Below are 23,190 nucleotides of genomic sequence, written 5' to 3'. Positions count from 1 at the left end.
ATGCTGTGTCCTGTCATGTTCGGATCTGCGTTGTGGTCGTCTCCGCGTGTCGGCATGCGGTCCTGCGTGCGGCCCCGCGTGCGGTCGCCGCGGTTAGATCGGGCGATCGATGTGGGTCCCATGCCCGCGCTCGCCGACGATCTCGCCGTCCTCGTAGGCGACTTGGCCGCGGACAACCGTGTGCGTCGGCCAGCCGGTCACCTCGCGCCCTTCGTAGGGGGAGTAGTCCGCACCGCTGCGGAGTAACTCCGGGGTCACCGTTTTGGTCTCGTCGAGGTCGACGACCGTGAGGTCCGCGTCGGTTCCGATCTGAACGGACCCCTTCTTCGGGTATATATCGAACGCTTTCGCGGTGTTCGTCGAGGTCACCTCGACCGCACGTTCGAGTGAGATGCGTCCCTCGTGGACCCCCTCCGAGAGGATCAGCGGGAGCATCGTCGCGGACGAGGGGAACCCGGGGAGGCTGTCGGGCACGTCCTCGCCGACCTTGTCGTCGCGCAGGTTCGCGCAGTGGTCCGTGCCGATACAGGAAATCGTGCCGTCGGCGACGCGCTTCCACAGCGTCTCTTGGTCTTCTTTCGACCGTACCGGCGGGTTGACGTTGTGGCGCTCGTCGCACTCCTCGGCGGTCAGCGTCAGGTAGTGGGTACACGTCTCCCCGGTGATCTCCCACCCGGCGTCGTGGAGCATCGCCAGTTCGTCCGCGGTCCGACCCGCCGAGACGTGGACCGCGTAGAAGCTGTCGTCGTAGTCGTGCTGCCGGGCTAACGAGCCGCTCGCGGTCATGCTCTGGGTCTCTGCGTAGTCCGGGAACTGGTCGACCAACACGTCGTAATCGCGGTACTCTTGGTCCTCGTCGACCACGGAGTTGAGGTAGGGGTTGTCGCCGAGCGCGCTCGTGATCTCCATGTTCTCGGAGTGATGGCCGAGCGTCGTGGGCGCGTCCTGCGCGGCGAGCGCCTGAATGAACGCGTCCGCCCAGTCGTCGTGCATCTCGGAGTCGGTACCGAACTTCTCGGGCGCGACATCTTTGTAGTTCTTATACCACTTGAACGACGTAATCCCCAGCTCCTCGACGATGTAGGGAATCTCCTCGATGTGCTCGAACGATAGCAGCCCCAACGAGAAGAAGTAGTCGTGGTAGTAGTTCGGCTCCGCTTCGGCGAAGTAGCCCTCCATGATCTCCTCGTAGGAACCGCCTCGCCGGAAGTAGTTCCCGATGGTCGTGACGCCGCCGACGAGGTCGGACCGCGACTCCGTCTCGGCGTCGGCCTCGAGCCCGCGATAGATACCGTGGTGGGTGTGCGGGTCGATCGCGCCGGGGAGGACGTACTTCCCCTCGGCGTCGATCATCCGATCGCCGGAGAGGGTCCCGGGGCTCGCGATGGCGGCGATCTCGTCGCCGTCGGCGGCCACGTCGGCCTCGAAGGCGCCGAGTTCGGGCGTGACGACGGTGCCGTTCGCGACGACGAGGTCGTGGTCGCCCGTCATTCGCCGATCCCCTCCACCCACGACTCAACCTCGTCGCGTTCGAGGACCTCGGCGTACTTCATCCACAGGTCCATCAAGGCGATCTTGTGGCTCGCCTCGATCCGGTCGAACAGGCATTCCTGCGGCAAGACGACGTTAAACCCGTTCTGCTGGGCATCGATCGCGGTCGCCCGAACGCACCCGCTGGTGGAGTTTCCGACGATGATCACGGAGTCGTGACCGCCCCGGACCAGCCGCGAGAGCAGGTCGGTCCCGTAGAAGGCGGAGGCGTACGACTTGTCGATCACCGTCTCGCCCTCCTCCGGGGCGACGGCGTCGACGATGTCGAGGTCCTCGTGGTCCGGGTCGTCGTAGCTCGACGGGACAACCCGGGTGTATGTGACCGGGACCTCGTGGTCTCGGGCAAAATCAAGGAAGGGTCCGATGTGGTCGATCGCCTCCCACGCGATCTCGCCCATCGCGGTGCGGTACTCCTCGACCGCGTCGAGAATCGGCTCGTCCGCGCCGACCACGAGTCGCTGCATGTCGATGACCAGGACCATCGGGTTCGTCCCCATCCCGCGGGACTCCCACGAGGACGCTCCCTCCTTGTCGTAACCGGCCGCCGAGATGACCTGCTTGTCACGCTCGGTGAGCAGGTCCTCCCAGATACGCTTTGTCATGTTAACGGGTGGCAGTACGACGAGCAGTCGCATAATTCTGTGGGTGAGGCGCGCGGGACCCTCGACTTCGCGGCGGCGCAGCGTCTCGCCGGATCGGCGAGACCCTGACTCACTGCGACGGCGCGAACGCTTCCAGCGTCCGCTCCACCCACTCCCTGTCGCTTCCGGCGGGGGCGCGGACGATCGGGAGGTCGACGCCGAGCTCCCGGAGGTGATCCAGTTGCACCCGTGCCTCCTCGGGAGTCCCAACGACCGCGAGGTGGTCGAGGAGCCCGTCGGCGACGTGTTCCGCGCCGGCGTCGGTCGACGGGGCCTCTCGGACCGCGTCGACGACGTCCTCAAAGCCCGCCTCCACGGCGGCGCGGTCGTAGTACCCCGGGATGTCGCGCAGGTAGTACGCCACGTGTGTGGCCGCGGCCTGACGAGCGCGCTCGGGGTCCTCGTCGACCGCGGTCAGCACGTACATCGCTATGTCGATCTCCGCCGGGTCCCTGTCGCCGCGGGCCGCACCGTCGGCGAGCCACCCCTGCGCCTCCTCGAACTGCGAGTCCGGGTAGAGGTTCGGCACCCAGCCGTCCGCGAACTGCCCGGTCAAACGGACGTTGCCCGGCCCCAGCGCGCCGTTATAAATCGGGATCGAGGCTCGCTCGGGCTCGAACGCCTCCCAGAACGAAGTCCGCGCCGGGGAGTAGAACTCCCCGTCGAACCCCTCCGGATCGCCCCGGAGGTATCGTCGGACCAGTCGGATGTACTCGGCCATCCGCGGCAGCGGTCGCTCAAACTCCGCGCCGTGGAATCCCTCGACGACGCCCGGGTGGGCGACGCCGAGTCCGAGGATCGCCCGCCCGCCGGAGTGCGCGTCGAGCGTCGCGGCCGCCTGCGCGATGGCTGCCGGCGTCCGCGAGAACACGTTGACGATCCCGGTCGCGAGCCCGATCCGCTCGGTGTGGACCGCCCACCGCTCCAGCTTGCCGAACGCCGACTTCCCCTGTCCCTCCGCGGCCCACGCGCTCTCGTACCCCAGCTGCTCCGCGCGGGCGACGAGGCCCGGCTCGTCGCGCAGCGCGAAGAGGACGCCGACGCGGTCGCCGCTGGCCTCGCCACCGTCTCCCTCGGTCGCGTCGCTCACGTTTCGACCACCCCCTCGACCGCGAGGTCGTTGTACACGTCCAGTCGCCGGATCGCGCCCTCGCGGACCTCGTAGACGTCGACGTACCGCACGCCCTCGAATCGCTCGCCGTCGTTGTCGACGCCGTGGAGGGTCCCCTGACTGACGACCCGGTCGCCGTCGACTGTCCACCGGCCGAACGTCTTGCCCGCGCGCTCGTAGCGCGGATCGAGGAACGCGAGGAACGACCCGGCGGCGTCGGACCCCTCGAACCGCGCTCCCGGGACCGTGATCACGGCGTCGTCGGCGAACAGCTCGCCGACGGTCTCCCGTTCGTCGGGGTCACCCATCCGCTCGAAGAACTCCTCGACAGTCTCGCGTGGCGTTCGGGCCATGATACCTGTACGCACCCGAAGAGATATAAATCGGACTGCCGAGATTATATGTACCGATCGGCGGTCGCAAACGAAAGGAGTCGCAAGCGGCGCGGACTCGGGGAGATCGGTGTTGGCACACGAACGGCGACCCCCCGCCGACCGGTAGCTTTACGCGATGTGATTCCTACCACCTTGGTATGAGTTCGCTCGATACGGAGCCACAGCGGCGGACGTTAGACGACGCGAGTGCGGAGGTCGTCTCCGCCGACGAGGTCGAGTTCGACGTGGAGACCGACGTGCTGATCGCGGGGGCCGGCGGATGCGGGCTCACGGCGACGCTCGCGGCCTGCGAGGACGAGGACCTGACCGTCACCCTTCTGGAGAAGAGCGCCGAAGTCGGCGGCAACGCCGCGCTGTCGACGGGGATGATCCCCGCGGCCGGTACCCGCTTCCAGCGCGAGGCGGGGATCGAGGAGGGGCCCGCGGACATGGCGCAGGACATCTTGGAGAAGAACGGTCACGAGGCCGACGAGGAACTGGTCCGGCACCTCTGTGAGAGCAGCGTCGATCTGGTCCACTGGCTCGTCGACGACTGGGACCTCTCCCTCCACCTCGTGGACGACTTCAAGTACCCCAAACACTCGGAATACCGGATGCACGCGCCGCCGGGACGAAACGGCGAGCACCTCGTCGCCGAGATGCGCGACCGGATCGAGGCGCGGGAGAACGCGGAGCTGCTGACGAACACGCCGGTGACGAAGCTGGTCGCCGAGGACGGGGCGGTCGAAGGCGTCGTCGCCGGGTCGGTCCGGGAGGAGGCGATCCGCGCGAAGAAGGTGATCCTCGCGACCGACGGCTTCGCGGGGAACCGGAAGATGGTCCGCACGTACTGCGAAGCCGACATCGCCGACGCGCTTTATTACGGCTCTGACGGCAACACCGGGGACGGGATCCGCTGGGGCGCGGAGCTCGGCGGCGCGCTCGCGTCGATGGACGCCTTTCAGGGGCACGCGACCGTCGTCAGCGGAACCGGCGCGCTGTCGACGTACGCAGTCGTGATGAACGGCGGGATCCTCGTCAACGCCGACGGCGACCGCTTCGGCAACGAGTCGAAGGGGTACTCGGAGTTCGCGATCGACGTGGTCCGCCAGCCGGACGGCGTCGCCTACGAGGTCTTCGACGAGCGCATCTTCGAGCGACTCCAAGGCGAGTTCGACGACTTCGACCGCGCGGTCGACCTCGGCTCGTACACCAGCGCGGACACCGTCGAGGAGCTCGCCGCGGAGCTCGGCTGCGACCCGGAGGCGACCCGAGACGCGGTCGAGTCGTACAACACCGCCATCGAGGCGGACGAGGCGGACGAAGTGGAGCGGGTCGACGGGCGCAACGTCCTCGCACCGCCGTTCTACGGGACCGAGGTAACCGGCTCGCTGTTCCACACGCAGGGCGGGCTCGTCGTCGACGAGCACGCGCGAGTGCTCCGCGAGGACGGGTCGACCGTCGACAACCTCTACGCGGGCGGCGGCACCGCGACGGGTATCAGCGGCCACGGGGCCGACGGCTACCTCTCGGGGAACGGCCTGACGACCGCGATGGGGTTCGGCCGGCTCGCGGGCCTGCACGCCGCGCAGTCGCTCGGTGAGTGAGATGGCGGCCGGCGAGGAGGGGGCGACCCCAGACCCGACGTTCGCCGGCGAGACCGCGCTGATCACCGGGACCGCCCGAGGGATCGGCCGCGCCTGCGCGGTTCGTTTCGCCGAGCGCGGCGCGACGGTTATCGGCGGCGACCGGCTCGATCAGTCGGAGACCGTCGCGGCCTGCGCGGATCTGTCGGGTGCGTTCGAGCCGGTCACGGCCGACGTGACCGACCCCGCGGCGATCGAAGCGCTGGTCGAACGCGCGGCCGACACCGGACGCGTCGACGCGGTCGTCAACGTGGCCGGAATCGTCGCGCGCGAGCCACTCGCGACCCACGACGGCGAGCCGTGGGAGCGCTCGGTGGCGGTCAACCTCACCGCGCCGTTCCGGATCGCCCGCGAGGCCGCGCCGCACCTCCGGAAGGCCGCCGGCGCGGTCGTCAACATTTCGTCGATATACGGGCAGATCGGGGCGACCGAGCGCGCCGGCTACGCGTCGACGAAGGCCGGGTTGGAGGGATTGACGCGCGCGCTCGCCGCCGAGCTGGGCGAGGACGGAGTCCGAGCCAACGCCGTCGCACCCGGGTTCATCGAGACGCCGATGACCGAACCGTACGCTGAGGACGACGCGGCGCGCGAGCGGTTCCGAGACCTCGCCGCTCTCGAACGGCTGGGAGACCCGATGGAGGTCGCGAGCGTGGTCACCTTCCTCGCGAGCGACGACGCTTCGTTCGTTACGGGCGAGACGGTCCTCGTCGACGGTGGTCGGGCCACAGTCGAGTGAGTCGGTCGGCGGGCGACCCTCCGTTTTTAAACACGATTTTTTGAGTAGCTTGCACGGGCGACCACCGTGTGTCTCGAAACAGAACACGCGTGTGTCACTCACAAGCAGGAAAACGTTTATTCGCACGTGCAGTCACCATCGGGTATGACTCGCCCGATCTTAGAGACCGAGGGGCTGACCAAACGGTTCGGCTCCCTCGTCGCAAACGACAGGCTCTCCGTGACTGTCGAGGAGGACACGATCCACGGGATCATGGGGCCGAACGGCTCCGGGAAGTCGACGTTTTTCAACGCCGTCACCGGCTTCTACCGCCCTGACGGGGGCACCGTCCGGTTCGACGGGGAGGACGTGACTGGTTGGAAGCCGGACGAGATCGCTCGGCGCGGGCTCGCGCGGACCTTCCAGATACCGTCGCCGTTCGAGGACCTCACAGTTAAGGAGAACATGCTCGCCGTGTTCACCGGGGGACTCCGCTCCGGGATACGGATCTCGGAGGAGAAACGCGCCCGCGCCGACGAGCTGCTCGAACTGCTCGAGATCGACCACGTCGCCGACCAGGAGGCCGGCGGGGTCTCGGGCGGGCAAGAGAAGCTGCTCGAACTCGGTCGAATCCTCATGCTCGAACCGGCCTGCGTGATGCTCGACGAGCCCACCGCGGGGGTCAACCCCTCGCTCCGGAACCGGCTGCTCGACCACTTGGAGACGCTCAACGACCGCGGGACGACGTTCGTGATCATCGAACACGATATGCGGGTCATCGCGGACGTGTGCGACCGCGTAACCGTGTTCAATCAGGGCCAAGTCCTCGTCGAGGGCGACTTCGAGTCGGTGACGAGCGACGAGCGCGTCCGCGACGCGTACCTCGGCGGCGCGGCCGAACACGACGCGTCGCTGGAGACGCTTATCGGGGGCGGAGAGGAGACGGACGACACCGTCTCCGAAGGGGGCGCAACGCCGGGCGACGACATGACGGAGCCGACGCCGACCGCCGGCGGGGGGGCGGTTCCGGCCGACGGCGCAGGCGCGACAGCCGGGACCGCGGCGAACACCACGTCCGCGCTCTCCGGGATCGGCGCGGAACCCGACGGCGAGCCGTGGCTCGTGGGAGAGGACCTCGTCAGCGGCTACGGGAATCACCGGGTCGTCGACGGGGTGTCGATGGAGAGCCGCGACGGCGTGACCTGCATCTTCGGGCCGAACGGGTCGGGGAAGTCGACCCTTTTAAAAACGCTCGCCGGCGTCGTCCCAGCGTGGGAGGGAGAGGTCACCCACCGCGGCGTCGACGTGACTCACAACAGGCCGGCCGAGAACGTCCACCGCGGCATCACGATGCTCCCGCAGAACGGCGGGATCTTCGGCGGCCTCACCGTCCGCGAGAACCTACTCCTCGGCGGGTACACCGTCGCTGACGGGTCGACCCGCGAAGAACGGTTCGACGAAGTCCTGTCCTCGTTCCCCGAGCTCGAAGGCAAGCTCGACGAGCGGGGCCGGTCGCTGTCCGGCGGTCAGCAGATGATGCTCAGCTACGGTCGCGCGATGATGACCGGCGCGGAGGTGTACCTCCTCGACGAGCCGTCGAGCGGGCTGGCTCCGTCCCTCATCGATCAGGTGTTCGAGATGACAAGGCGGCTCGTCGACAGCGGCGCGCAGGTGATTCTCATCGAGCAGAACGTCCGCGAAGCGCTGCGGATCGCCGACTACGTCTACATCTTGGCACAGGGCCAACTCCAGTTCGAGGGCACGCCGGACGACCTGTCCGACGAGGACGACCTCGTCGAGCTGTACCTCGGACTGGACTAACGCCCGCCTCGGTCGCGTTTTCTCCTCGCCACTCTCGGTTGTCTGTCATGACTTCTACAGGACATCACGAACTTCCGTAACAAACTATATGTGTACCGGTCACACACAAGATGTATATGGGAGACAATCCCGCGGACAGAGTCAGTAGACGGTCGTTTGTCAAGTACAGCGGCGCAGCCGGCGTCACCGGCGCGCTGGCCGGGTGTAGCAGTAACGGTGGAGGTGACGGCAGTGACGGCAGTGACGGCGGCGATGGCAGTGACGGCTCTGACGGCTCCGACGGCTCAGACGGGTCTGACGGCGGCAGCGGTGGCAGCGACGCCCCGGACGAAGTGATTATCGGCTCGAACCACCCGCTGAGCGGATCGCTCAGTAACACCGGCGAGCGCATGGATCAGGCGGTTCGCCTGGCCGCAATGCTAAAAAACGAGGCCGGCGGCATCGAGTCACTCGACGGCGCGGAGCTCAGCGTCGTCAGCGGGGACAACGAGGGCGCACAGGAGCTCGGGGGCGAGGTCGCACAGGAGCTCATCGACGAGGGCGCCAGCGTGCTGACCGGCTGCTACTCCTCACCGGTGACGAGCGCGGCGACCCGGACCGCGGAGAACGCGGGCGTGCCCTTCGTCATCTCGGTGTCCGTGGCCAACTCGATCCTCCAGGAGACGCAACTGAACTACGCGTACCGACCGCAGCCGCCGGCGAACCAGATGGCGGTCGACCACGCGCGCCTGCTCGCTGACGCGGTCCGGAACGCCGGCGAGGAGATCGAGACCGCGGGACTGTTCTACATCGACATCAGCTTCGGCCAGTCGGTTCGCGACGCGCTCCGGGAGGAACTCCCGGCCAACGACATCGAGATCGTCGCCGAGACCGCCTACGAATTCGGCGACACCGCCGACACGCAGGTCACGTCGCTGCGGGACGCCGACCCCGACGCGGTGATCGCGACGACCTACCGCTCGGGGACGATCGAGCTGGTCAACGCGATGAACAACCAGAACTACCAGCCGAAATACGTGACCGGCTGCTCGAACGCGGCGATGAACGACGTCAGTGCGCTCGAGGAGATGGGCGACACCGTCGAGGGCGGGTTCGCGACCAACTTCGCGCTCGACCCGACCTCGGACGGCGCCGCCGAGGTCCGGTCGCGCTTCGAGTCCGAGTTCGACTCCGGGTTCGACGCGAACGTCGCGATGACGTACGCGGCGACCCAGGTCATCATCGCGGCGATCGAGGAGGCGGGGTCGGCCGACCCCGACGACATCAACGACGCGTTAGGGGAGATCACCGTCGAGGATCACATCGCGGCGATGCCACCGATCACCTTCGCCGACAACGGCGAAAACGAGAACTCGCTCGCCCCACTGTTCCAGATTCAGGATCTCAGAGACCGCGTCGTCGCACCCGAGGAGTTCGCTGAGGCCGACGTGCAGTTCTGACCCACATGCTTTCTTGGCTTTTCCCTGATGCCTGCGGTCGAGAAGCGGCCGCCGTCGCGCTCGGTGGGCTGCCCGGTTCGTTCGGGAGAGCGGACGCGCTCGCCGGCGCGTTCGACGCGACCGTGGTGCCGGCCGTTCTCGGCCTCTCGCTTCCGTCTCCGACGATCTTCGCTCAGTACTTGGTGTTCGCCGTGTTGCTCGGAGGCATATACGGCCTCGTCGCGCTCGGACTAACGATGATCTTCGGCGTGATGGACGTGATCAACTTCGCGCACGGCGCGCTGATGGTGGTCGCGATGTACACGGTGCTCGTGTTTTCCGACGCCACGGGCCTTTCGCCGTTCTTCGCCATCCCGTTTGCCGTGCTGTTGCTGTTCGTCCTCGGCGTCCTCATCTACCAGTCGACGATCGCGCCGATCATCGACGCCTCACAGGAGAACCAGCTCATCGTCACCTTCGGGGTCCTGTTGATCCTCGTCAGCGGCGTCGAGATGGCCTTCGGCTCTGACCCTCGACAGCTCGGCCTTGATCTCGGCTCGCTCGAACTCTCCGGCGTATTCGTGCCGCAGGGACAGCTGTACGCGCTCGTTATCGCGCTCGTCGCGCTGACCGCGACGTGGCTGTTCCTCCAACGGACGATGCTCGGGCGAGCGATCCGCGGAACCGCGGACAACCGCGACGGCGCGCAGTACGTCGGGATCGACGTCCCGCGGATCGACGCGCTCACGTTCGGGATCGGCGCCGCGCTGGCGGGGCTCGCGGGCGGCGTCATCCCGCTGTTCCAGTCGTTCACGCCGGCGCTCGGCGACCAGTACCTGATAAACGCGTTCGTCGTGGTCGTGCTGGGCGGGCTCGGCTCCTTTCCCGGCGCGTTCGTCGGCGGACTCATCATCGGCTTCATCCAGGTGTTCGGCTCGGCGTACCTGGGCGGCTCCACTTACCAGATCGTGATCTTCTTAGCCTTCATCCTCGTGTTGCTCGTGAAACCGGAGGGACTGCTCGGAGGGAGTGCCGATGAGTAACCCGCTCTCCCGAGCCGTCGAGCGATACGGCGCGTTCCGCGACGAGTGGTACGCGCTCCCGATGCTCGTTGCGACGATCCTCGTCGTGCTCGCTGCGGCACCGTTCCTCAGACGGCTCGCGCTGTTCGGATTCGCACCGCTCGGCTGGCTCAGCCTGAACATGCTCATCATCACCCTCGTCTGGGCCACGACCGCCCAGGCGTGGAACATCATGTCGGGGTACACCGGGCAGTTCTCGTTCGGCCACGCCGCGTTCTTCGGACTCGGCGCGTACACGACGATCATCCTGACCGATACCCTCGGAATCTCTCCGTGGATCGGGATGTTGCTCGGCAGCGTCCTCGCCGGGATATACGGCCTGCTGATCGGCGCGTTGACCTTCCGCTACGATCTGGAGGGGCACTACTTCGCGCTGGCCACGCTGGCGTTCGCGGAGCTGTTGCGGTACGTGTTCACGAACGTCCCGCAGCTCGGCGGCGCGAGCGGGTTCTTCAGACCGCTCGCGCGCGAGTACGCTGACGGGCCGGGGTTGGCCGCGTTCCAGTTCACCGGCGATCTGCCGTACTACTACCTCATTCTCGGATTCCTAACGGTCGTCACCGTCGTCTCGCTCGCGATCAACCGGTCGCAGCTCGGCTACTACCTGTTCGCGATCCGAGAGCGGGAGCAGGCCGCGGCCGCGATCGGCGTCCCGACCTACCGGTACAAGCTGTTGGCCGTCGCCGTGAGCGCCTTCTTCACGGCGTGGCCCGGGGCGTTCTGGGCGATGTACTTCAACACGATCCGCCCGTCGACGGTGTTCGAACTGCTCGTCAACGTGGAGATTCTCCTCCCGGCGATCGTCGGCGGAGTCGGCACCGTTCTTGGTCCGATCGTTGGATCGTTCATCGTCATTCCGGTCAGCGAGTTCGTCCGTCAGTCCTTCTCCGTTCCCGGACTCAACAACGCCGTGTACGGCGTTATTCTCATCATGATCGTGTTGTACAGCCCGAAGGGCGTCGTCTCGTGGCCGTCTCGCTTCGTCGAACTGCTCCGTGCGCGCACCGACCTCTTGGACGACGATGGCGCCTGAGCCCGAACACGAGCTGGCGACGTTCGCCGCGGAACTGGAGACGGAAGCGATCCCCGACCGGGTCCGTAACCGGGCGGGGCTCACGATCGCCGACACGCTCGGCGCGATCATCGCGGGGTCGACCGACGACGCGGTCAGCGCCCTCGCGCGCCGGTGGACCGACGGCGTCTCTGGCGGGGCGACGGTGATCGGCGCCGACGGCGGCGAGACGGCTCCGCCGCTGGCGGCGCTGTGTAACGGCGCGGCGGGAACCGTCCTCGAACTCGACGAGGGGCATCGGTTCGCCGCCGGCCACCCGGCGATCCACGTGCTGCCCGCGCTGTTGGCCGACGCCGAGATCGGCTACGGCGACAGCGACGCGTTCGTGCGCTCGTTCGTCGCGGGCTACGAGGTGGCCGTCCGGACCGCTCGCGCGCTCGGGACGCTCCGCTCCGGGTATCACCCCCACGGCGTGTGGGGCCCGGTCGGCGGCGCGGCCGCGGTGGCGCGCTCGCGCGGACTCGACCCGGAGACGACGCGCTCGGCCATGGCCATCGCGGCGAACTACGCGCAACACACCCGGTTCGAGGCGGCGACCGAGGGCGCGACCGTCAGGAACGCTTACGCCGGCATGAGCAACCTCGCGGCGCTGGTCGCCGTCGATCAGGCCGAGGCCGGATTCGGCGGCTTGGAAAGAGGGGTCGCACGGCACCTTGAACACGCCGCCGCCGACGGGGTCGACGAGGCGGCCCTCTCGGCCGGGGTCGGCGAGCGCTGGGAGTTGGCACACGGCTACTTCAAGATCCACGCCGCGTGCCGGTACACGCACCCGACGCTTGACGCTATCGCGGCGCTCCCGGACGGGCTGGACCCGACGGCGGTGGAGTCGGTGCGCGTCGAGACGTACCCCGCGGCCGCGCGCCTGACGGAAACGCGACCGCGGAACCAGCTGCAGGCGAAGTTCTCGATCCCCTTCGCAGTCGCGACGACGCTCCTGCGCGACGAGACCGGACCGACGGCGTTCGCGGACGAGGCGATAACCCCGGAGGCGATCGCGCTCGCCGAGCGCGCCACGGTCGCCGTGGACGACAAGATCGCCGCCCGGGCGCCCGAGCAGCGCGGCGCGCGGGTGACCGTCGAGACCGCGGACGAGCGCGTCTCTCGGGAGGTTGTCGCGCCGCGAGGCGGCGAGCACGACCCGTTCGACGAGGCGCGGCTCGAATCGAAGTTCCGGGAGCTGGTCGCGCCCGTCATCGGTGCGGACCGGGCGGCCACGCTCTGGGAGAGCGCCAGGGCGCCGGAGCCGCCGCGCGTCCTCTGTACGCTCGCGCGGCGTTGACCGTCCAACACTTTCTCTCGTGTCGCTGACCGTCCAACACTCTCTCTTGCGTCGCTGACCGCGGCCCATACGCTTTTGCCCGCGTCGTGCGTCCTTCAAGTATGGCAACACGACACACACGAGAGTGGGAGCGAGCGGTCGCTGAATTCCTCGCGTCGCCCGTCGACGACGAGGCCCGCGAGCACGGGCGGGCGGTGGTCGCGGACGTGCTGGCAGCCGCCGTCGCCGGGTCGGCGGCACCGGGGGTCGCCGGCGTCGCGAGGGCGGGCGCGTTCGCCGACGGCGAGGCGACGATCCTCGGAACCGACCGGCAGGTCGCGCCGCCGCAGGCCGCCATGACCAACGCGGCGGCCGCCATCGCACAAGAGATCGAGGAGGGGCACAACACTGGCGGCCACGTCGGCGCCGGGATCGTCGCCGGCGGGCTCGCCGTCGCGGAGGCGAACGACGTCGACGGCGAGACGTTTGTCGACGCCTGCACCCGAGCCTACGAGGTCTGCGTTCGGCTGGAAAGAGCGATCTTCGCGATGAAAGCCCGGATGAACGACGCGATCCCGTGGCTCGTTCGAAACCCCCACTCGACGTGGACGACCGTGGGCCCGGCGGTGACGAGCGCTCTCTGTCTGGACGCGACTGCCGAGGAGCTCGCGGAGACGTTCCGGATCGCCGCGAACCTCGCGGTGGTCTCGATGCACGACCCGTACGCGGAGGGCGCTCCCGCGCGCAATTTCACCGCTGGCTTCTCGGCGCAGGCCGGGGTGACCGCAGCGCTGACCGCCCTCGCGGGATTGGAGGGGTCTCATGCGGCGATCGAAGCGGTGTACGACCCCTTCGAGGACCTGCTGCCGGACGGGTTCGCCGGCCAGTTCGAGACGTTGGGAGCAGAGTGGGCGATCGCGGAACACTACGTCAAGCCGTACCCCTCTTGCCGGTACACGCATCCGCCGCTCGACGCGCTCCGCGAGGCGGTCGACGGGCGGAGTGCGGAGGGGGGGGCCGCCGATCCGGGCGATATCGAGTCGATCGTCGTCCGGACGTTCGCCAACGCGACCGACATGTCCAACGCCGAACCCGAGACGATGACCGCCGGGAAGTTCTCCGCCCCGTACGTGCTGGCGACGTACCTCTGTCGCGGAAGCGTCGACCTCGACGGCTTCACGGACGAGGCGCTGGCTGACGAAACCGTCCGGTCGGTGGCCGCCCGGGTCGAACTCCGCGAGGACGACGGGTACGAGGCGGCGTTTCCCGAGTCATGGGGAGCGAGCGTCACCGTGGAACTGCGCGACGGGACGACCCTGACCGGCGCACGCGACTACCCCCGCGGCGACTACCGCGATCCCATGCCCGACGCCGAGTACCGCGAGCGGAACCGGGCACTGCTCGTGCACGGGCTCTCCGGTGGCTCGGACGACGACCGTGCCGAGGGGAAGAACGTCGCCGACGCCCGCATCGAGGAGGCCCTCGACGCGCTTGACGCGGCCGCGGAACGCCCGGTCCGGGAGACGGTCGCCGCCCTTCGACCGTAGTGTAGAACGACAGTTTTGTCAAGCCGAACACACACGACAGATTCTTATCTTACCCCTCTGTTTCAACGAGTATGACACGTGACGACACATCAAGCGCGGCGTCGGTCGGAGCGACAGAACGATCGTTCTGTATCCTCGAACAGCTCGGCGAGCGGAAGGGATGCGGCGTCTCGGAGCTGGCGGAGTCGCTGTCGACCTCGAAGAGCACGGTCCACAACCACCTCCAGACACTCCGGAATCTGGGGTACGTCGTCCAGGACGGGGACGAGTACCGGCTCGGGCTCCAGTTCCTCGGGCTCGGTGACCGCGCACGCCAGCACCACGACCTGTACCACGTCGCCAAGCCCGAGACGGACAGTCTGGTCGAGGCGGTCGGCGAGCGCGCACAGGTGATGGTGGAGGAAGATGGCCTCGGGATCTACGTGTATCAGTCTCTGGCGGACCAAGCGGTGCGGACGGACTCGCACATCGGGACGGTCGTCGACCTCCACGCGACCTCGGTGGGGAAAGCGTACCTCGCGCATCTCTCCGACGACCGGCTCGACGCCGTGCTCGACGGGGTGACGTTCGACGGGCAGACGCCGGACACGCTCACGGACGTTCAGGCGCTGCGGACCGAACTCGACGAGATCGCCGAACGCGGGTACGCGTTCAACGACGAGGAGCGGACCGCCGGGATGCGCGCGGTCGGCGCGCCGATCTTGTCGGCGGACGACGGGCACGTCCTCGGAGCGATCAGCGTCTCGGGGCCCACCACCCGGATGAACGGGACGTGGTATCACGAGGAGGTCCCCGAGATGGTCGCGCAGTCCGCCCGGATAATCGGTATCCGCGCGACGTACTCGTAGTCGTTCGGTTGTACAGAACGATCGTTCTGTTTTCGAGTTCGATCCTACGAGCGCGATCGAACGCATCCTATTGTGTCAAAGTCCCGCTGAACCCCAGGGAATAAAATTACAGATGTATGGATGTAATGATAGGGCGTGAGCAGACCGACAGTCAACGTCGATGAATGGGTTGTCTTGCCGATCAACCACGACGATATCTGGGATAATTCTGATATAGTATCACTTTTAAATATATACTTGTATTTTTATACTTAGGTAGAAGTGCTCGATCTGCGCTGTGTGGCTACGGACAGAAGCTCGATCGGGACTCGACGGGCGTCGGTCGTCTGAATCGCGTTGCGATCACCGACACGGCGACTCGCCCCATCGACGAGTATCGGCGTATTATCGGTTGTGAACGCTGATAAACCGCCGTCAAGAACTCACGTCTATCGCGACGTCGACGGTGTGAGAACTCCCACCGGATCGAGCGAGGAGCAGAACATCGCAAGGGCGCCTTCAATCGGCTTCCTCTCGATGAAAGCTCCGTTTCCGACGGAAATATAACCGTTTAATTCCGTTAGAGACAGCTCTCTGCCCTGATTCTTTTGATGTTACGCGGAGACTCCGAAGGCCATCGAGATCGATGACGATCGAGACGAGATATATAGTAAAATTTATCTGTCTCTTCAAATATCGGTTCATAGATATATATGATAGATATTAATTCGGTCGAACCATATTATTTTAAATATGTCTGGGCCGAAGCTCCACTCCAATCGATCCGGAATCCGAGGTCGGACACGCTCGCGATCGAGACGACAGATCCGCGTCGCGGTCATCACCGTCGATACGCCACACAGTAAGAGAGTGGAATCGTCACCGCGAGAACGACAAGCGTCGCCTGCATCTAGCTAGAAATGTCCGGGGACGACACCTGGTCGGCGATCGCGGGCCCGGCGCGGTCAGAAGGGATTCGCGTGTGAATCCGCGTTCACACGCCGCGGCTCTGCAGTTTCTCTTCTTCGGGCATGTCCTCGTTAGACTGGCCCTTCATTCCCTTGCCGGTGCCGCTCGCGATCCGGGCGAGTTCGTCGGGGTCGTCCCAGTTGTTGACGGCCTCAACGATGGCGATCCCCATCGACTCGGGGTCCTCCGCGCCGAAGATCCCGGAGCCGACGAAGATGCCGTCACAGCCGTGGTACATCATCAGCGCCGCGTCCGCGGGCGTCGCGATCCCGCCGGCGGCGAAGTTGACGACCGGGAGCCGCTCGGCCTCCGCGGTCTCGTGGACCAGATCGCGGGGGGCGCCGTGTTCGCGGGCCCACTTCTCGCGCTCCTCGTGGTTGAGTCCGGTGAGCGTACGGATCTGGTTTTTGATGGTGCGCTGGTGTTTGACCGCCTGGTTGACGTCGCCGGTGCCGGCCTCGCCCTTCGTGCGGATCATCGCCGCGCCCTCGCGGATGCGACGGAGCGCTTCCGGGAGGTCTCGGGCGCCACAGACGAACGGCGACGCGAAGTCGCGCTTATCCGTGTGGTACTCGTCGTCGGCGGGCGTGAGCACCTCCGACTCGTCGATCATGTCGACGCCGAGCGCCTCTAGGATCTCCGCTTCCTTGCGGTGGCCGATGCGCGATTTGCCCATGACGGGGATCGAGACCTCGTCGATGACTTCGGGGACCCGCTCCGGGTCGGGCATCCGGGCGACGCCGCCGCGCTTCCGGATATCCGCCGGAACGTGCTCAAGCACCATCACGGCGACCGCGCCGGCGTCCTCCGCGATGCGAGCCTGTTCACTGTTGACGACGTCCATGATGACCCCGCCTTTCTGCATCTGTGCGAAGCCGCGCTTGACTAGGTCGGTCCCCCGCTTCAGCTCCTCTAAATCCGTGGCCTCTGCCATAGTAGAACGGTGGGTCGCCGGCCACTTAACGGGTCGCTTTACCGGGGATTAGCGGGCCGGCGGTGGTCCGTTTCTGACCCGCTGACCCCCGCCGAGAGTCGGTCGACCGCAACCGCGAAGTCCCCCGGCGTCGATAGGCCGCACGTGATCACCGGAGCCATCCTCGCCGGAGGGCGCTCGACGCGCTTCGACGACCGTGACAAGGCCGTCGCCCCCCTCGCGAGCGTGCCGATGGTCCGCCGCGTCGCGGACCGCCTCGCGGGTGACGACGACCCGATTCCGCCGGGCGCGGCCCGCGCCGCCGGCGGCGACCCCGTCGTCGACGAGATCGTGATCAACTGCCGCCCCGACCAGCGGGCGGCGATCGATAGCGCGCTCGACGGCCTCCCGCTTCCCCTCCGCTGGGCGGTCGACGACGAGCCCGATCAGGGACCCGTCGCGGGGATCCGGAACAGCTGCCGGGCCGCATCCGCCGAGTACGTCGCCGTCGTCGCCTGCGACATGCCGTTCGTCGACCCGGGCTTTCTCGCCGGGCTCGCCGCTGACGCCACGGGCCACGAAGCGGCGATCCCCCGGCTCGACGACCGCTGGCTCCAAACGACGCAGGCGGTCTACCACGCGGAGGCGATGGCAGCGGCCTGCGAGCGCGCCCTCGCTCGCGGCGACCGGAAGGTGCTGGCACCCATCGACGACCTCGACCACATCGTCGTCGGCGACGCGGAGATCCGCGAGCGCACCACGGAACGAACGTTCATCAACGTCAACACGCAGGCGGAGCTTGCGGAGGCGGAGTCAGCGATCGGCGAAGCCCTCGACGACGCCGGCGTTCGGTGATCGGAAGAGTTCAAAAGGAGACCGCGGTCAGTCAGACAACAGCTCGTACGCCTTGTTCAGCTTCTTGAACGCGTCCTCGTCGCCGTCCTCTCCGTCCGGGTGGAGCCGCTTCGCTTGCTTCCGGTAGGTGGCCCGGATCGCCTCGCTGTCGGCGGTCGGGTCGAGCCCGAGCGTCTCGTAGGCCTCGCGCTGGGTCATCCCGCTCGCCGGCGGGGCGCGATCGCGGGGATCGCCGGCGCCCGTCGCCGCTCCGCGGCCGAATCCGCCGTCAGTCGCGCCGGCCGACCGGTACGCCGACCGGCGATGCTCGGCGGCTCTCGCTCGCTGCCGGGCTCGCGCGCGTTCGCCGGGGCCCGCTCGTGCGGCCTCGCGTTGGACGCGATCGTGGAGCCGACCGCTGGCGTGGTACCAGAGAAAGTACGCGAGGATCCCGAAGGGGACGGCGACCGCTAACAGGACGGGGGAGACGACGACTCCGGCGACTAACAACAGCGCCGTCAGTCCGATGAACGTCGCTGCCATGCCGACGATGATCGGGCGGTTCGTCACACGTATATTCGGGGCTCCAGCGTTGTAAGCGCTCGGTCGGGAGCCGAGCGCTCGCGTCGATATCGGGCGGACAGGGTCGGCCCGTTGGCCGGACTCGGGCGATTTCACCGCCCGTCTCCGCACCGTTTATGCCCGCGGGAGACCGGCTTCGTGGTATGCCGACTGCGGACCGCGAGACGGTGACCGGGCTCCCGCCGGAGATCGCCGCTGCCCGCGAGGAGCTGACGCCGATGCTCTCGCAGTACGCCGACCTGTGTGCCGCCCACGAGGACGCGCTCGTGTTGTTCCAGGTCGGCGACTTTTACGAGGCGTTCTGCGAGGCGGCGGCGGCAGTCGCTCGAATCTGTGAGGTGACGCTGACGGAGCGCTCGGACTCGACCGGCGACTACCCGATGGCCGGAATCCCCATCGACAACGCCGCGCCCTACCTCGAATCGCTGCTCGACGCGGGCTACCGCGTCGCGCTCGGCGACCAGGTCGAGGACGCCGAGCAGGCGTCCGGGCTCGTCGACCGCGCCGTCACCGAGGTGATCACCCCCGGAACCGTCGTCGAGGACGAGCTGCTGGAGGCGGGGACGACGAACTACGTGGCCGCGGTGGCGGCCGGGAGCGAAGAGGGTGGGACCGCCTCCGAGCCGGTGACCGTCGGCCTCGCCGCCGTCGACGTCTCGACCGGCGAGTGTCTCGTCACGTCGGGCGACCGCGATGCGGTCGCGGAGGAGCTCGACCGGATCGCGCCTGCCGAGCTGATCGCGGGACCGGACGTTCCGGATTTCGAGCCCTCGGACGCCGAGCGCGGCTGGACGACCCACGCGTACGACTCCGGCGTTTTCGAGCGGCGAGCCGCTGTCGAGCGGCTGGAGCCGTATCTCCCGGCTCCCGATCGCCGGTTCGACGGCGACGGCGAACTCCGGGCCGCCGGGGCGGTGCTCGCATACGCCGAGTACACGCAGGGCGACGACGGCCCGCTCTCGTACGTCACCCGGATCCGGCGGTACGACCCGCGCGACCGGCTCCGGCTCGATGCGGCCGCCCAACGCAGCCTGGAACTGTTCGAGAACCGCGGGTTGGGCGCGAGCGACACCCTGTTCGGCGCGCTCGACGAAACGAGCTGCGCGCTCGGTCGCCGGTGTTTGGAGCGCTGGCTTGGGCGCCCCCTCGTCGACGCCGACGCGATCCGGGACCGCCACGACGCGGTCGGCGAGCTGGCCGATCGAACCCTCGTCCGCGAGGGGATCGCCGAGTCCCTCGCGGCCGCCTACGACCTCGAACGCCTCGTCGGACGGATCTCCCGCGGGCGAGCCGACGCCCGCGACCTGCGCTCCCTGCACGCGACGCTCGCGGTCGTGCCGGAGCTGAAGGCGACGGTGGCGGGGGCGGGCGGTGAGGGGGTCGATACTACCGACGCCGACCTCCCCCGCACCGACCACCTCCGCGACCTCCGCGACGGGCTCGACGAACTGACCGAGGTCCGCGAGCTGATCGACGACGCGATCGCCGCGAACCCCCCGCCGGAGATCACCGACGGCGGCGTGCTCCGCGAGGGATTCGACGACGACCTCGACGCCCTCCGCGCCACCGAGCGCGAGGGGCGGGAGTGGGTCGCGGACCTGGAGGCGAGCGAGCGCGAGCGCACCGGAATCGACTCGCTGTCGGTCGGGCACAACCAGGTCCACGGCTACTACATCGAAGTGACCGACGCCAACCTCGACCGCGTCCCCGACGACTACCGTCGCCGACAGACGTTGAAAAACAGCGAGCGCTACTACACGCCGGCGCTGAAGGAGCGCGAAGAGGAGATCGTCGGCGCCACGGAGCGCGCGGACGCCCTCGAATACGAGCTGTTCGTCGACGTCCGCGATCGGGTCGCGAGCGAGACGGAGCGAATTCAGGAACTGGCGGACGCGATCGCCGAACTAGATGCGCTCTGCTCGCTGGCGACCGTGGCCGTCGAGTACGACTACGTCCGCCCGGAGATCGTCACCGATTCTGCTACCGACCCCACCCCCGGTATCGAGATCGAAGGCGGCCGCCACCCGGTCGTCGAGCGCGCCGAGGAGTCGTTCGTCCCGAACGACGCCGACCTCCCACGCGGGTCGATCGCGGTCATCACGGGGCCGAACATGAGCGGGAAGTCGACGTACATGCGGTCGGTCGCGCTCGCGGTCGTGCTTGCACAGACCGGTTCGTTCGTCCCCGCGCAGGCGGCCTCGCTCCCCGTCTTCGACCGGCTGTTCACCCGCGTCGGCGCCTCCGACGACATCGCGGGCGGCCAGTCGACGTTCATGCGCGAAATGAGCGAGCTGACCGAGATCCTCCACGACGCCGGCCCGGACTCGCTCGTCCTCCTCGACGAGGTCGGTCGCGGCACCGCCACGACCGACGGGCGCGCCATCGCCCGCGCGGCCGCCGAGTTCGTCCACGACGAGCTCGGCGCGACCGCCCTCTTCGCCACGCACTACCACGACCTGACCGACCTCGCCGAAGAGCGCGAACGCGTCTTCAATCTCCACTTCACGGCGACCCGCGAGGACGGCGACGTGACGTTCCTTCACCGGGTCGTTCCCGGGTCCTCCTCGTCGTCGTACGGCGTCGAGGTCGCCGAACTCGCCGGGGTTCCGACGCCCGTCGTCGAGCGCTCCCGCGACCTCGTGGCCGCGGAGACGGGCGGTACGGAGGCGGAAGCGGAGAGAACGGAGCGAGAACCGGAGACGGCGAACACCGCGGGTGCAAGCGCCGCGAGCGATAGCGACGCCGCGACCGACGGCGATGCCCAGACCGACCAATCGGAGGGTTCAGCGACCGATCTGACCGCCGACCTCCGCGGTCTCGACCTCGCCCGAATGACGCCGATCGAGGCGCTGAACGCCCTCCACGACCTCCAATCCCACGTTGACGATGACGAGTGAGGAGCGCGGTAGCGGCGGGGGAGCGAGCGGTCGGGACCGCGTCCGCCGGCTCGATCCCGCCACCGTCGACCGGATCGCCGCCGGCGAGGTGGTGACCCGCCCCGCCCGGGTCGTCGGCGAGCTGATCGACAACGCGCTGGACGCCGGCGCCTCGCGGGTCGACGTCGCGGTCGACGGCGACGGCACCGACCGGATACGGGTGGCCGACGACGGTCGCGGAATGAGCCGCGAGGACGCCCGGATCGCGGTCGAGCGCCACGCGACGAGCAAACTCGCGCCCGACGGCGACCCGGTCGGCGTCGACTCGCTCGGCTTCCGCGGCGAGGCGCTGGCCGCGATCGCCGAGGCCGCGCGGGTCGAACTCGTCACCAGCGACGGCGACGCAATCGGGACGCGGGTGGTCGTCGACGCGACGGCGAGCGACATCGACTCGGACGATCCTACAGTCACCGACGCCGGGCGCGCCCGCGGTACCACCGTCGTCGTCGAGGACCTGTTCGCGACCCGGCCCGCGCGCCGAGAATCGCTCGCCGGGTCGGCGGCCGAGTTCGCGCGGATATCCTCGTTAGTCACCGACTACGCGCTCGCGAACCCCCACGTCGCGTTCACGCTCGATCACGACGGGTCGCGGACGCTGTCGACGCCGGGAGCCGGGATCACGGAGGCGCTGCTCGGCGCGTACGACCACGAGACTGCGAGCCGGTCGACGGCGATCGCGGCGAGCGTCGAGATCGCGACGACCGGGGGAGCATCTGTTCCCGTCGACGTGTCCGGCGCCCTCGCGTACCCCTCGGTCACGCGTTCCTCGCGTGACCACGTCCGAGTCTCGGTGAACGGGCGCCCGGTTCGGAACAACCGGATCGCGGCTGCGGTCCGAACGGGATACGGCCGGCTGCTCCCGGACGGGCGCGAGCCGGTGGCGGCCGTCGATGTGTCGCTACCGCCCGCCCGCGTGGACCCGAACGTCCACCCGGCAAAGCGGGAGGTCGGGCTCCGCGACGCCGACGCCGTCGCCGACGCGGTCGAGTCGGTCGTCGCCGACGCGCTCACGGGCGCTGACCTCCGGCGGAAGGCCGAGGTCGACACGGGGATCGAAGGGGAGCTAGAGCCGGTCGGTGGCGATGCGGGCGAGCGTCCGGCGCCGTTCGCGGACGCGGAGCCGATCGGGACGTTCCGCGACCTCTACCTCCTCGTCGAGGCCGGCGACGAGCTGCTCGTGATCGACGGCCACGCCGCTCACGAACGCGTGAACTACGAGCGGCTCACCCGGGCGTTCGACGGGGAGGCGGTGCCGACCGCCCCGCTCGACCCGCCAGCGACCGTGTCGCTGGCGGCCGACGAGGCGGCCGCCGCCGAGGCACACGTCGACGCCCTCGCCACGCTCGGCTTCGAGACGGTGCCGTTCGGCGGGGGGACCGTCAGGCTCCGGACCGTCCCGGCACCGTTCGGGCGGACGGCCGATGCGGACGCCTTTCGTGACGCGCTCGCGACGCTGTCCGGCGGCGAGTCGTCGCGGGACGCCCGCGAAACGCTGCTCGCGGATCTAGCGTGTCACCCGTCGCTGAAGCGCGGCGATGTCGGGACGCTGGACGCGGGGGAACTGCGAACGCTGCTCGACCGGCTCGGCGAGTGCGACCGCCCGTACGCGTGTCCGCACGGGCGACCGACCGTCCTCTCGGTCGACGAGGCGACGTTCGCGGCGGGATTCGGCCGGGAGCGGTGAGCGTCACCTCTCGGACGGCTCGGCTCCCGTCTTTTCTTGCCAGTTCTCGTGTCGTCGAGACAATAGTAGCTGCTTTCTAATGCGAGAGTCGCCGGCGCATAACAATGCCGCTCAGGACGTACTCTCAGGTAACCATGTCGAACGAAGCGAACCTGCCGGACGACAGCTCGAGAGACGGACACTCGCGACGGTCGGTCCTCCAGAGAAGC

At 68.2% G+C, this 23,190-nt stretch carries 18 protein-coding genes; 12 read left to right on the top strand and 6 right to left on the bottom strand.

Translation table 11 applies throughout. The features are described 5' to 3' along the window. Positions 1–93 precede the first annotated feature (93 nt). The 4 genes from ACNS88_RS10240 to ACNS88_RS10225 all read right to left on the bottom strand — a co-directional run bounded on the left by ACNS88_RS10240 (position 94) and on the right by ACNS88_RS10225 (position 3,656). Complete coding sequence (locus tag ACNS88_RS10240) at positions 94–1,491, bottom strand: dihydroorotase (protein WP_435096830.1); 1,398 nt, start codon at positions 1,489–1,491, stop codon at positions 94–96. Continuing rightward, on the bottom strand, positions 1,488–2,153 hold the full coding sequence (locus tag ACNS88_RS10235; protein ID WP_435096827.1) for an isochorismatase family protein: 666 nt from the start codon (positions 2,151–2,153) through the stop codon (positions 1,488–1,490). The genes ACNS88_RS10240 and ACNS88_RS10235 overlap by 4 nt, the downstream gene beginning before the upstream one ends. 109 nt (positions 2,154–2,262) lie before the next feature. Next, complete coding sequence (locus ACNS88_RS10230; RefSeq protein WP_435096824.1) at positions 2,263–3,282, bottom strand: LLM class flavin-dependent oxidoreductase; 1,020 nt, start codon at positions 3,280–3,282, stop codon at positions 2,263–2,265. Then, positions 3,279–3,656, bottom strand: coding sequence for a nuclear transport factor 2 family protein (locus tag ACNS88_RS10225; RefSeq protein ID WP_435096821.1), 378 nt, complete (start codon positions 3,654–3,656; stop codon positions 3,279–3,281). The genes ACNS88_RS10230 and ACNS88_RS10225 overlap by 4 nt, the downstream gene beginning before the upstream one ends. 179 nt (positions 3,657–3,835) lie before the next feature. On the opposite strand from ACNS88_RS10225, the gene ACNS88_RS10220 reads away from it, so the two are divergent. From ACNS88_RS10220 to ACNS88_RS10180, 9 genes are all read left to right on the top strand, one after another. Continuing rightward, positions 3,836–5,284 (top strand): FAD-dependent oxidoreductase, encoded by a 1,449-nt coding sequence (locus tag ACNS88_RS10220; RefSeq protein WP_435096818.1) that lies wholly within the window; start codon positions 3,836–3,838, stop codon positions 5,282–5,284. A 1-nt stretch (position 5,285) separates the two neighbouring features. After that, a complete protein-coding gene (locus tag ACNS88_RS10215) occupies positions 5,286–6,059 on the top strand; it encodes an SDR family NAD(P)-dependent oxidoreductase (RefSeq protein ID WP_435097080.1) in 774 nt (257 codons plus the stop codon). Positions 6,060–6,203: 144 nt separating this feature from the next. Beyond that, positions 6,204–7,859, top strand: a complete 1,656-nt coding sequence (locus tag ACNS88_RS10210; protein WP_435096815.1) for an ATP-binding cassette domain-containing protein — start codon at positions 6,204–6,206, stop codon at positions 7,857–7,859. A 116-nt stretch (positions 7,860–7,975) separates the two neighbouring features. Beyond that, positions 7,976–9,298, top strand: coding sequence for a substrate-binding domain-containing protein (locus tag ACNS88_RS10205; protein WP_435096812.1), 1,323 nt, complete (start codon positions 7,976–7,978; stop codon positions 9,296–9,298). A 5-nt stretch (positions 9,299–9,303) separates the two neighbouring features. After that, positions 9,304–10,320, top strand: coding sequence for a branched-chain amino acid ABC transporter permease (locus tag ACNS88_RS10200; RefSeq protein ID WP_435096809.1), 1,017 nt, complete (start codon positions 9,304–9,306; stop codon positions 10,318–10,320). Next, on the top strand, positions 10,313–11,392 hold the full coding sequence (locus ACNS88_RS10195) for a branched-chain amino acid ABC transporter permease (protein ID WP_435096806.1): 1,080 nt from the start codon (positions 10,313–10,315) through the stop codon (positions 11,390–11,392). Before ACNS88_RS10200 ends, ACNS88_RS10195 begins: the two co-directional genes overlap by 8 nt. Beyond that, a complete protein-coding gene (locus tag ACNS88_RS10190; protein ID WP_435096803.1) occupies positions 11,382–12,710 on the top strand; it encodes an MmgE/PrpD family protein in 1,329 nt (442 codons plus the stop codon). Before ACNS88_RS10195 ends, ACNS88_RS10190 begins: the two co-directional genes overlap by 11 nt. A 101-nt stretch (positions 12,711–12,811) precedes the next feature. Then, positions 12,812–14,236: an MmgE/PrpD family protein gene (locus tag ACNS88_RS10185; RefSeq protein ID WP_435096800.1), complete on the top strand. Its 1,425-nt coding sequence runs from the start codon at positions 12,812–12,814 to the stop codon at positions 14,234–14,236. Positions 14,237–14,307: 71 nt separating this feature from the next. Then, positions 14,308–15,084, top strand: a complete 777-nt coding sequence (locus ACNS88_RS10180) for an IclR family transcriptional regulator (RefSeq protein ID WP_435096797.1) — start codon at positions 14,308–14,310, stop codon at positions 15,082–15,084. Positions 15,085–16,057: 973 nt separating this feature from the next. Here ACNS88_RS10180 and pdxS read toward each other — a convergent pair. Then, positions 16,058–16,966: a pyridoxal 5'-phosphate synthase lyase subunit PdxS gene (gene pdxS, locus ACNS88_RS10175; protein ID WP_435096794.1), complete on the bottom strand. Its 909-nt coding sequence runs from the start codon at positions 16,964–16,966 to the stop codon at positions 16,058–16,060. A 144-nt stretch (positions 16,967–17,110) separates the two neighbouring features. Here pdxS and mobA point away from each other — a divergent pair, with 144 nt between their 5' ends. After that, the gene (gene mobA / locus ACNS88_RS10170; protein WP_435096791.1) at positions 17,111–17,800 is read left to right on the top strand and encodes a molybdenum cofactor guanylyltransferase; all 690 of its coding nucleotides are present in this window, start codon (positions 17,111–17,113) and stop codon (positions 17,798–17,800) included. Between the two features lie 27 nt (positions 17,801–17,827). Here the strand turns inward: mobA and ACNS88_RS10165 are convergent, their stop codons facing one another. After that, the gene (locus ACNS88_RS10165; RefSeq protein ID WP_435096788.1) at positions 17,828–18,349 is read right to left on the bottom strand and encodes a J domain-containing protein; all 522 of its coding nucleotides are present in this window, start codon (positions 18,347–18,349) and stop codon (positions 17,828–17,830) included. A gap of 155 nt (positions 18,350–18,504) precedes the next feature. On the opposite strand from ACNS88_RS10165, the gene mutS reads away from it, so the two are divergent. Then, the gene (gene mutS, locus ACNS88_RS10160) at positions 18,505–21,258 is read left to right on the top strand and encodes a DNA mismatch repair protein MutS (protein ID WP_435096785.1); all 2,754 of its coding nucleotides are present in this window, start codon (positions 18,505–18,507) and stop codon (positions 21,256–21,258) included. Further along, positions 21,248–22,981, top strand: a complete 1,734-nt coding sequence (mutL, locus tag ACNS88_RS10155) for a DNA mismatch repair endonuclease MutL (protein ID WP_435096782.1) — start codon at positions 21,248–21,250, stop codon at positions 22,979–22,981. The genes mutS and mutL overlap by 11 nt, the downstream gene beginning before the upstream one ends. Positions 22,982–23,190: the final 209 nt, after the last annotated feature.

The organism is Halorubrum shenae (genome assembly GCF_051194165.1).
Lineage (GTDB): Archaea > Halobacteriota > Halobacteria > Halobacteriales > Haloferacaceae > Halorubrum.
Note: the sequence above shows the minus strand (reverse complement) of the source record. Positions and strands in the feature narration are given on the sequence as shown.

Bases quoted from the DNA above. Each gene is read 5' to 3' on its own strand.
- mutS (WP_435096785.1), top strand. From the start codon at position 18,505: ATGCCGACTGCGGACCGCGAGACGGTGACCGGGCTCCCGCCGGAGATC.
- ACNS88_RS10200 (WP_435096809.1), top strand. From the start codon at position 9,304: ATGCTTTCTTGGCTTTTCCCTGATGCCTGCGGTCGAGAAGCGGCCGCC.
- ACNS88_RS10195 (WP_435096806.1), top strand. From the start codon at position 10,313: ATGAGTAACCCGCTCTCCCGAGCCGTCGAGCGATACGGCGCGTTCCGC.
- ACNS88_RS10215 (WP_435097080.1), top strand. From the start codon at position 5,286: ATGGCGGCCGGCGAGGAGGGGGCGACCCCAGACCCGACGTTCGCCGGC.
- ACNS88_RS10220 (WP_435096818.1), top strand. From the start codon at position 3,836: ATGAGTTCGCTCGATACGGAGCCACAGCGGCGGACGTTAGACGACGCG.
- ACNS88_RS10190 (WP_435096803.1), top strand. From the start codon at position 11,382: ATGGCGCCTGAGCCCGAACACGAGCTGGCGACGTTCGCCGCGGAACTG.
- mutL (WP_435096782.1), top strand. From the start codon at position 21,248: ATGACGAGTGAGGAGCGCGGTAGCGGCGGGGGAGCGAGCGGTCGGGAC.
- ACNS88_RS10210 (WP_435096815.1), top strand. From the start codon at position 6,204: ATGACTCGCCCGATCTTAGAGACCGAGGGGCTGACCAAACGGTTCGGC.
- pdxS (WP_435096794.1), bottom strand. From the start codon at position 16,966: ATGGCAGAGGCCACGGATTTAGAGGAGCTGAAGCGGGGGACCGACCTA.
- ACNS88_RS10180 (WP_435096797.1), top strand. From the start codon at position 14,308: ATGACACGTGACGACACATCAAGCGCGGCGTCGGTCGGAGCGACAGAA.
- ACNS88_RS10225 (WP_435096821.1), bottom strand. From the start codon at position 3,656: ATGGCCCGAACGCCACGCGAGACTGTCGAGGAGTTCTTCGAGCGGATG.
- ACNS88_RS10240 (WP_435096830.1), bottom strand. From the start codon at position 1,491: ATGACGGGCGACCACGACCTCGTCGTCGCGAACGGCACCGTCGTCACG.
- ACNS88_RS10235 (WP_435096827.1), bottom strand. From the start codon at position 2,153: ATGACAAAGCGTATCTGGGAGGACCTGCTCACCGAGCGTGACAAGCAG.
- ACNS88_RS10185 (WP_435096800.1), top strand. From the start codon at position 12,812: ATGGCAACACGACACACACGAGAGTGGGAGCGAGCGGTCGCTGAATTC.
- ACNS88_RS10205 (WP_435096812.1), top strand. From the start codon at position 7,976: ATGGGAGACAATCCCGCGGACAGAGTCAGTAGACGGTCGTTTGTCAAG.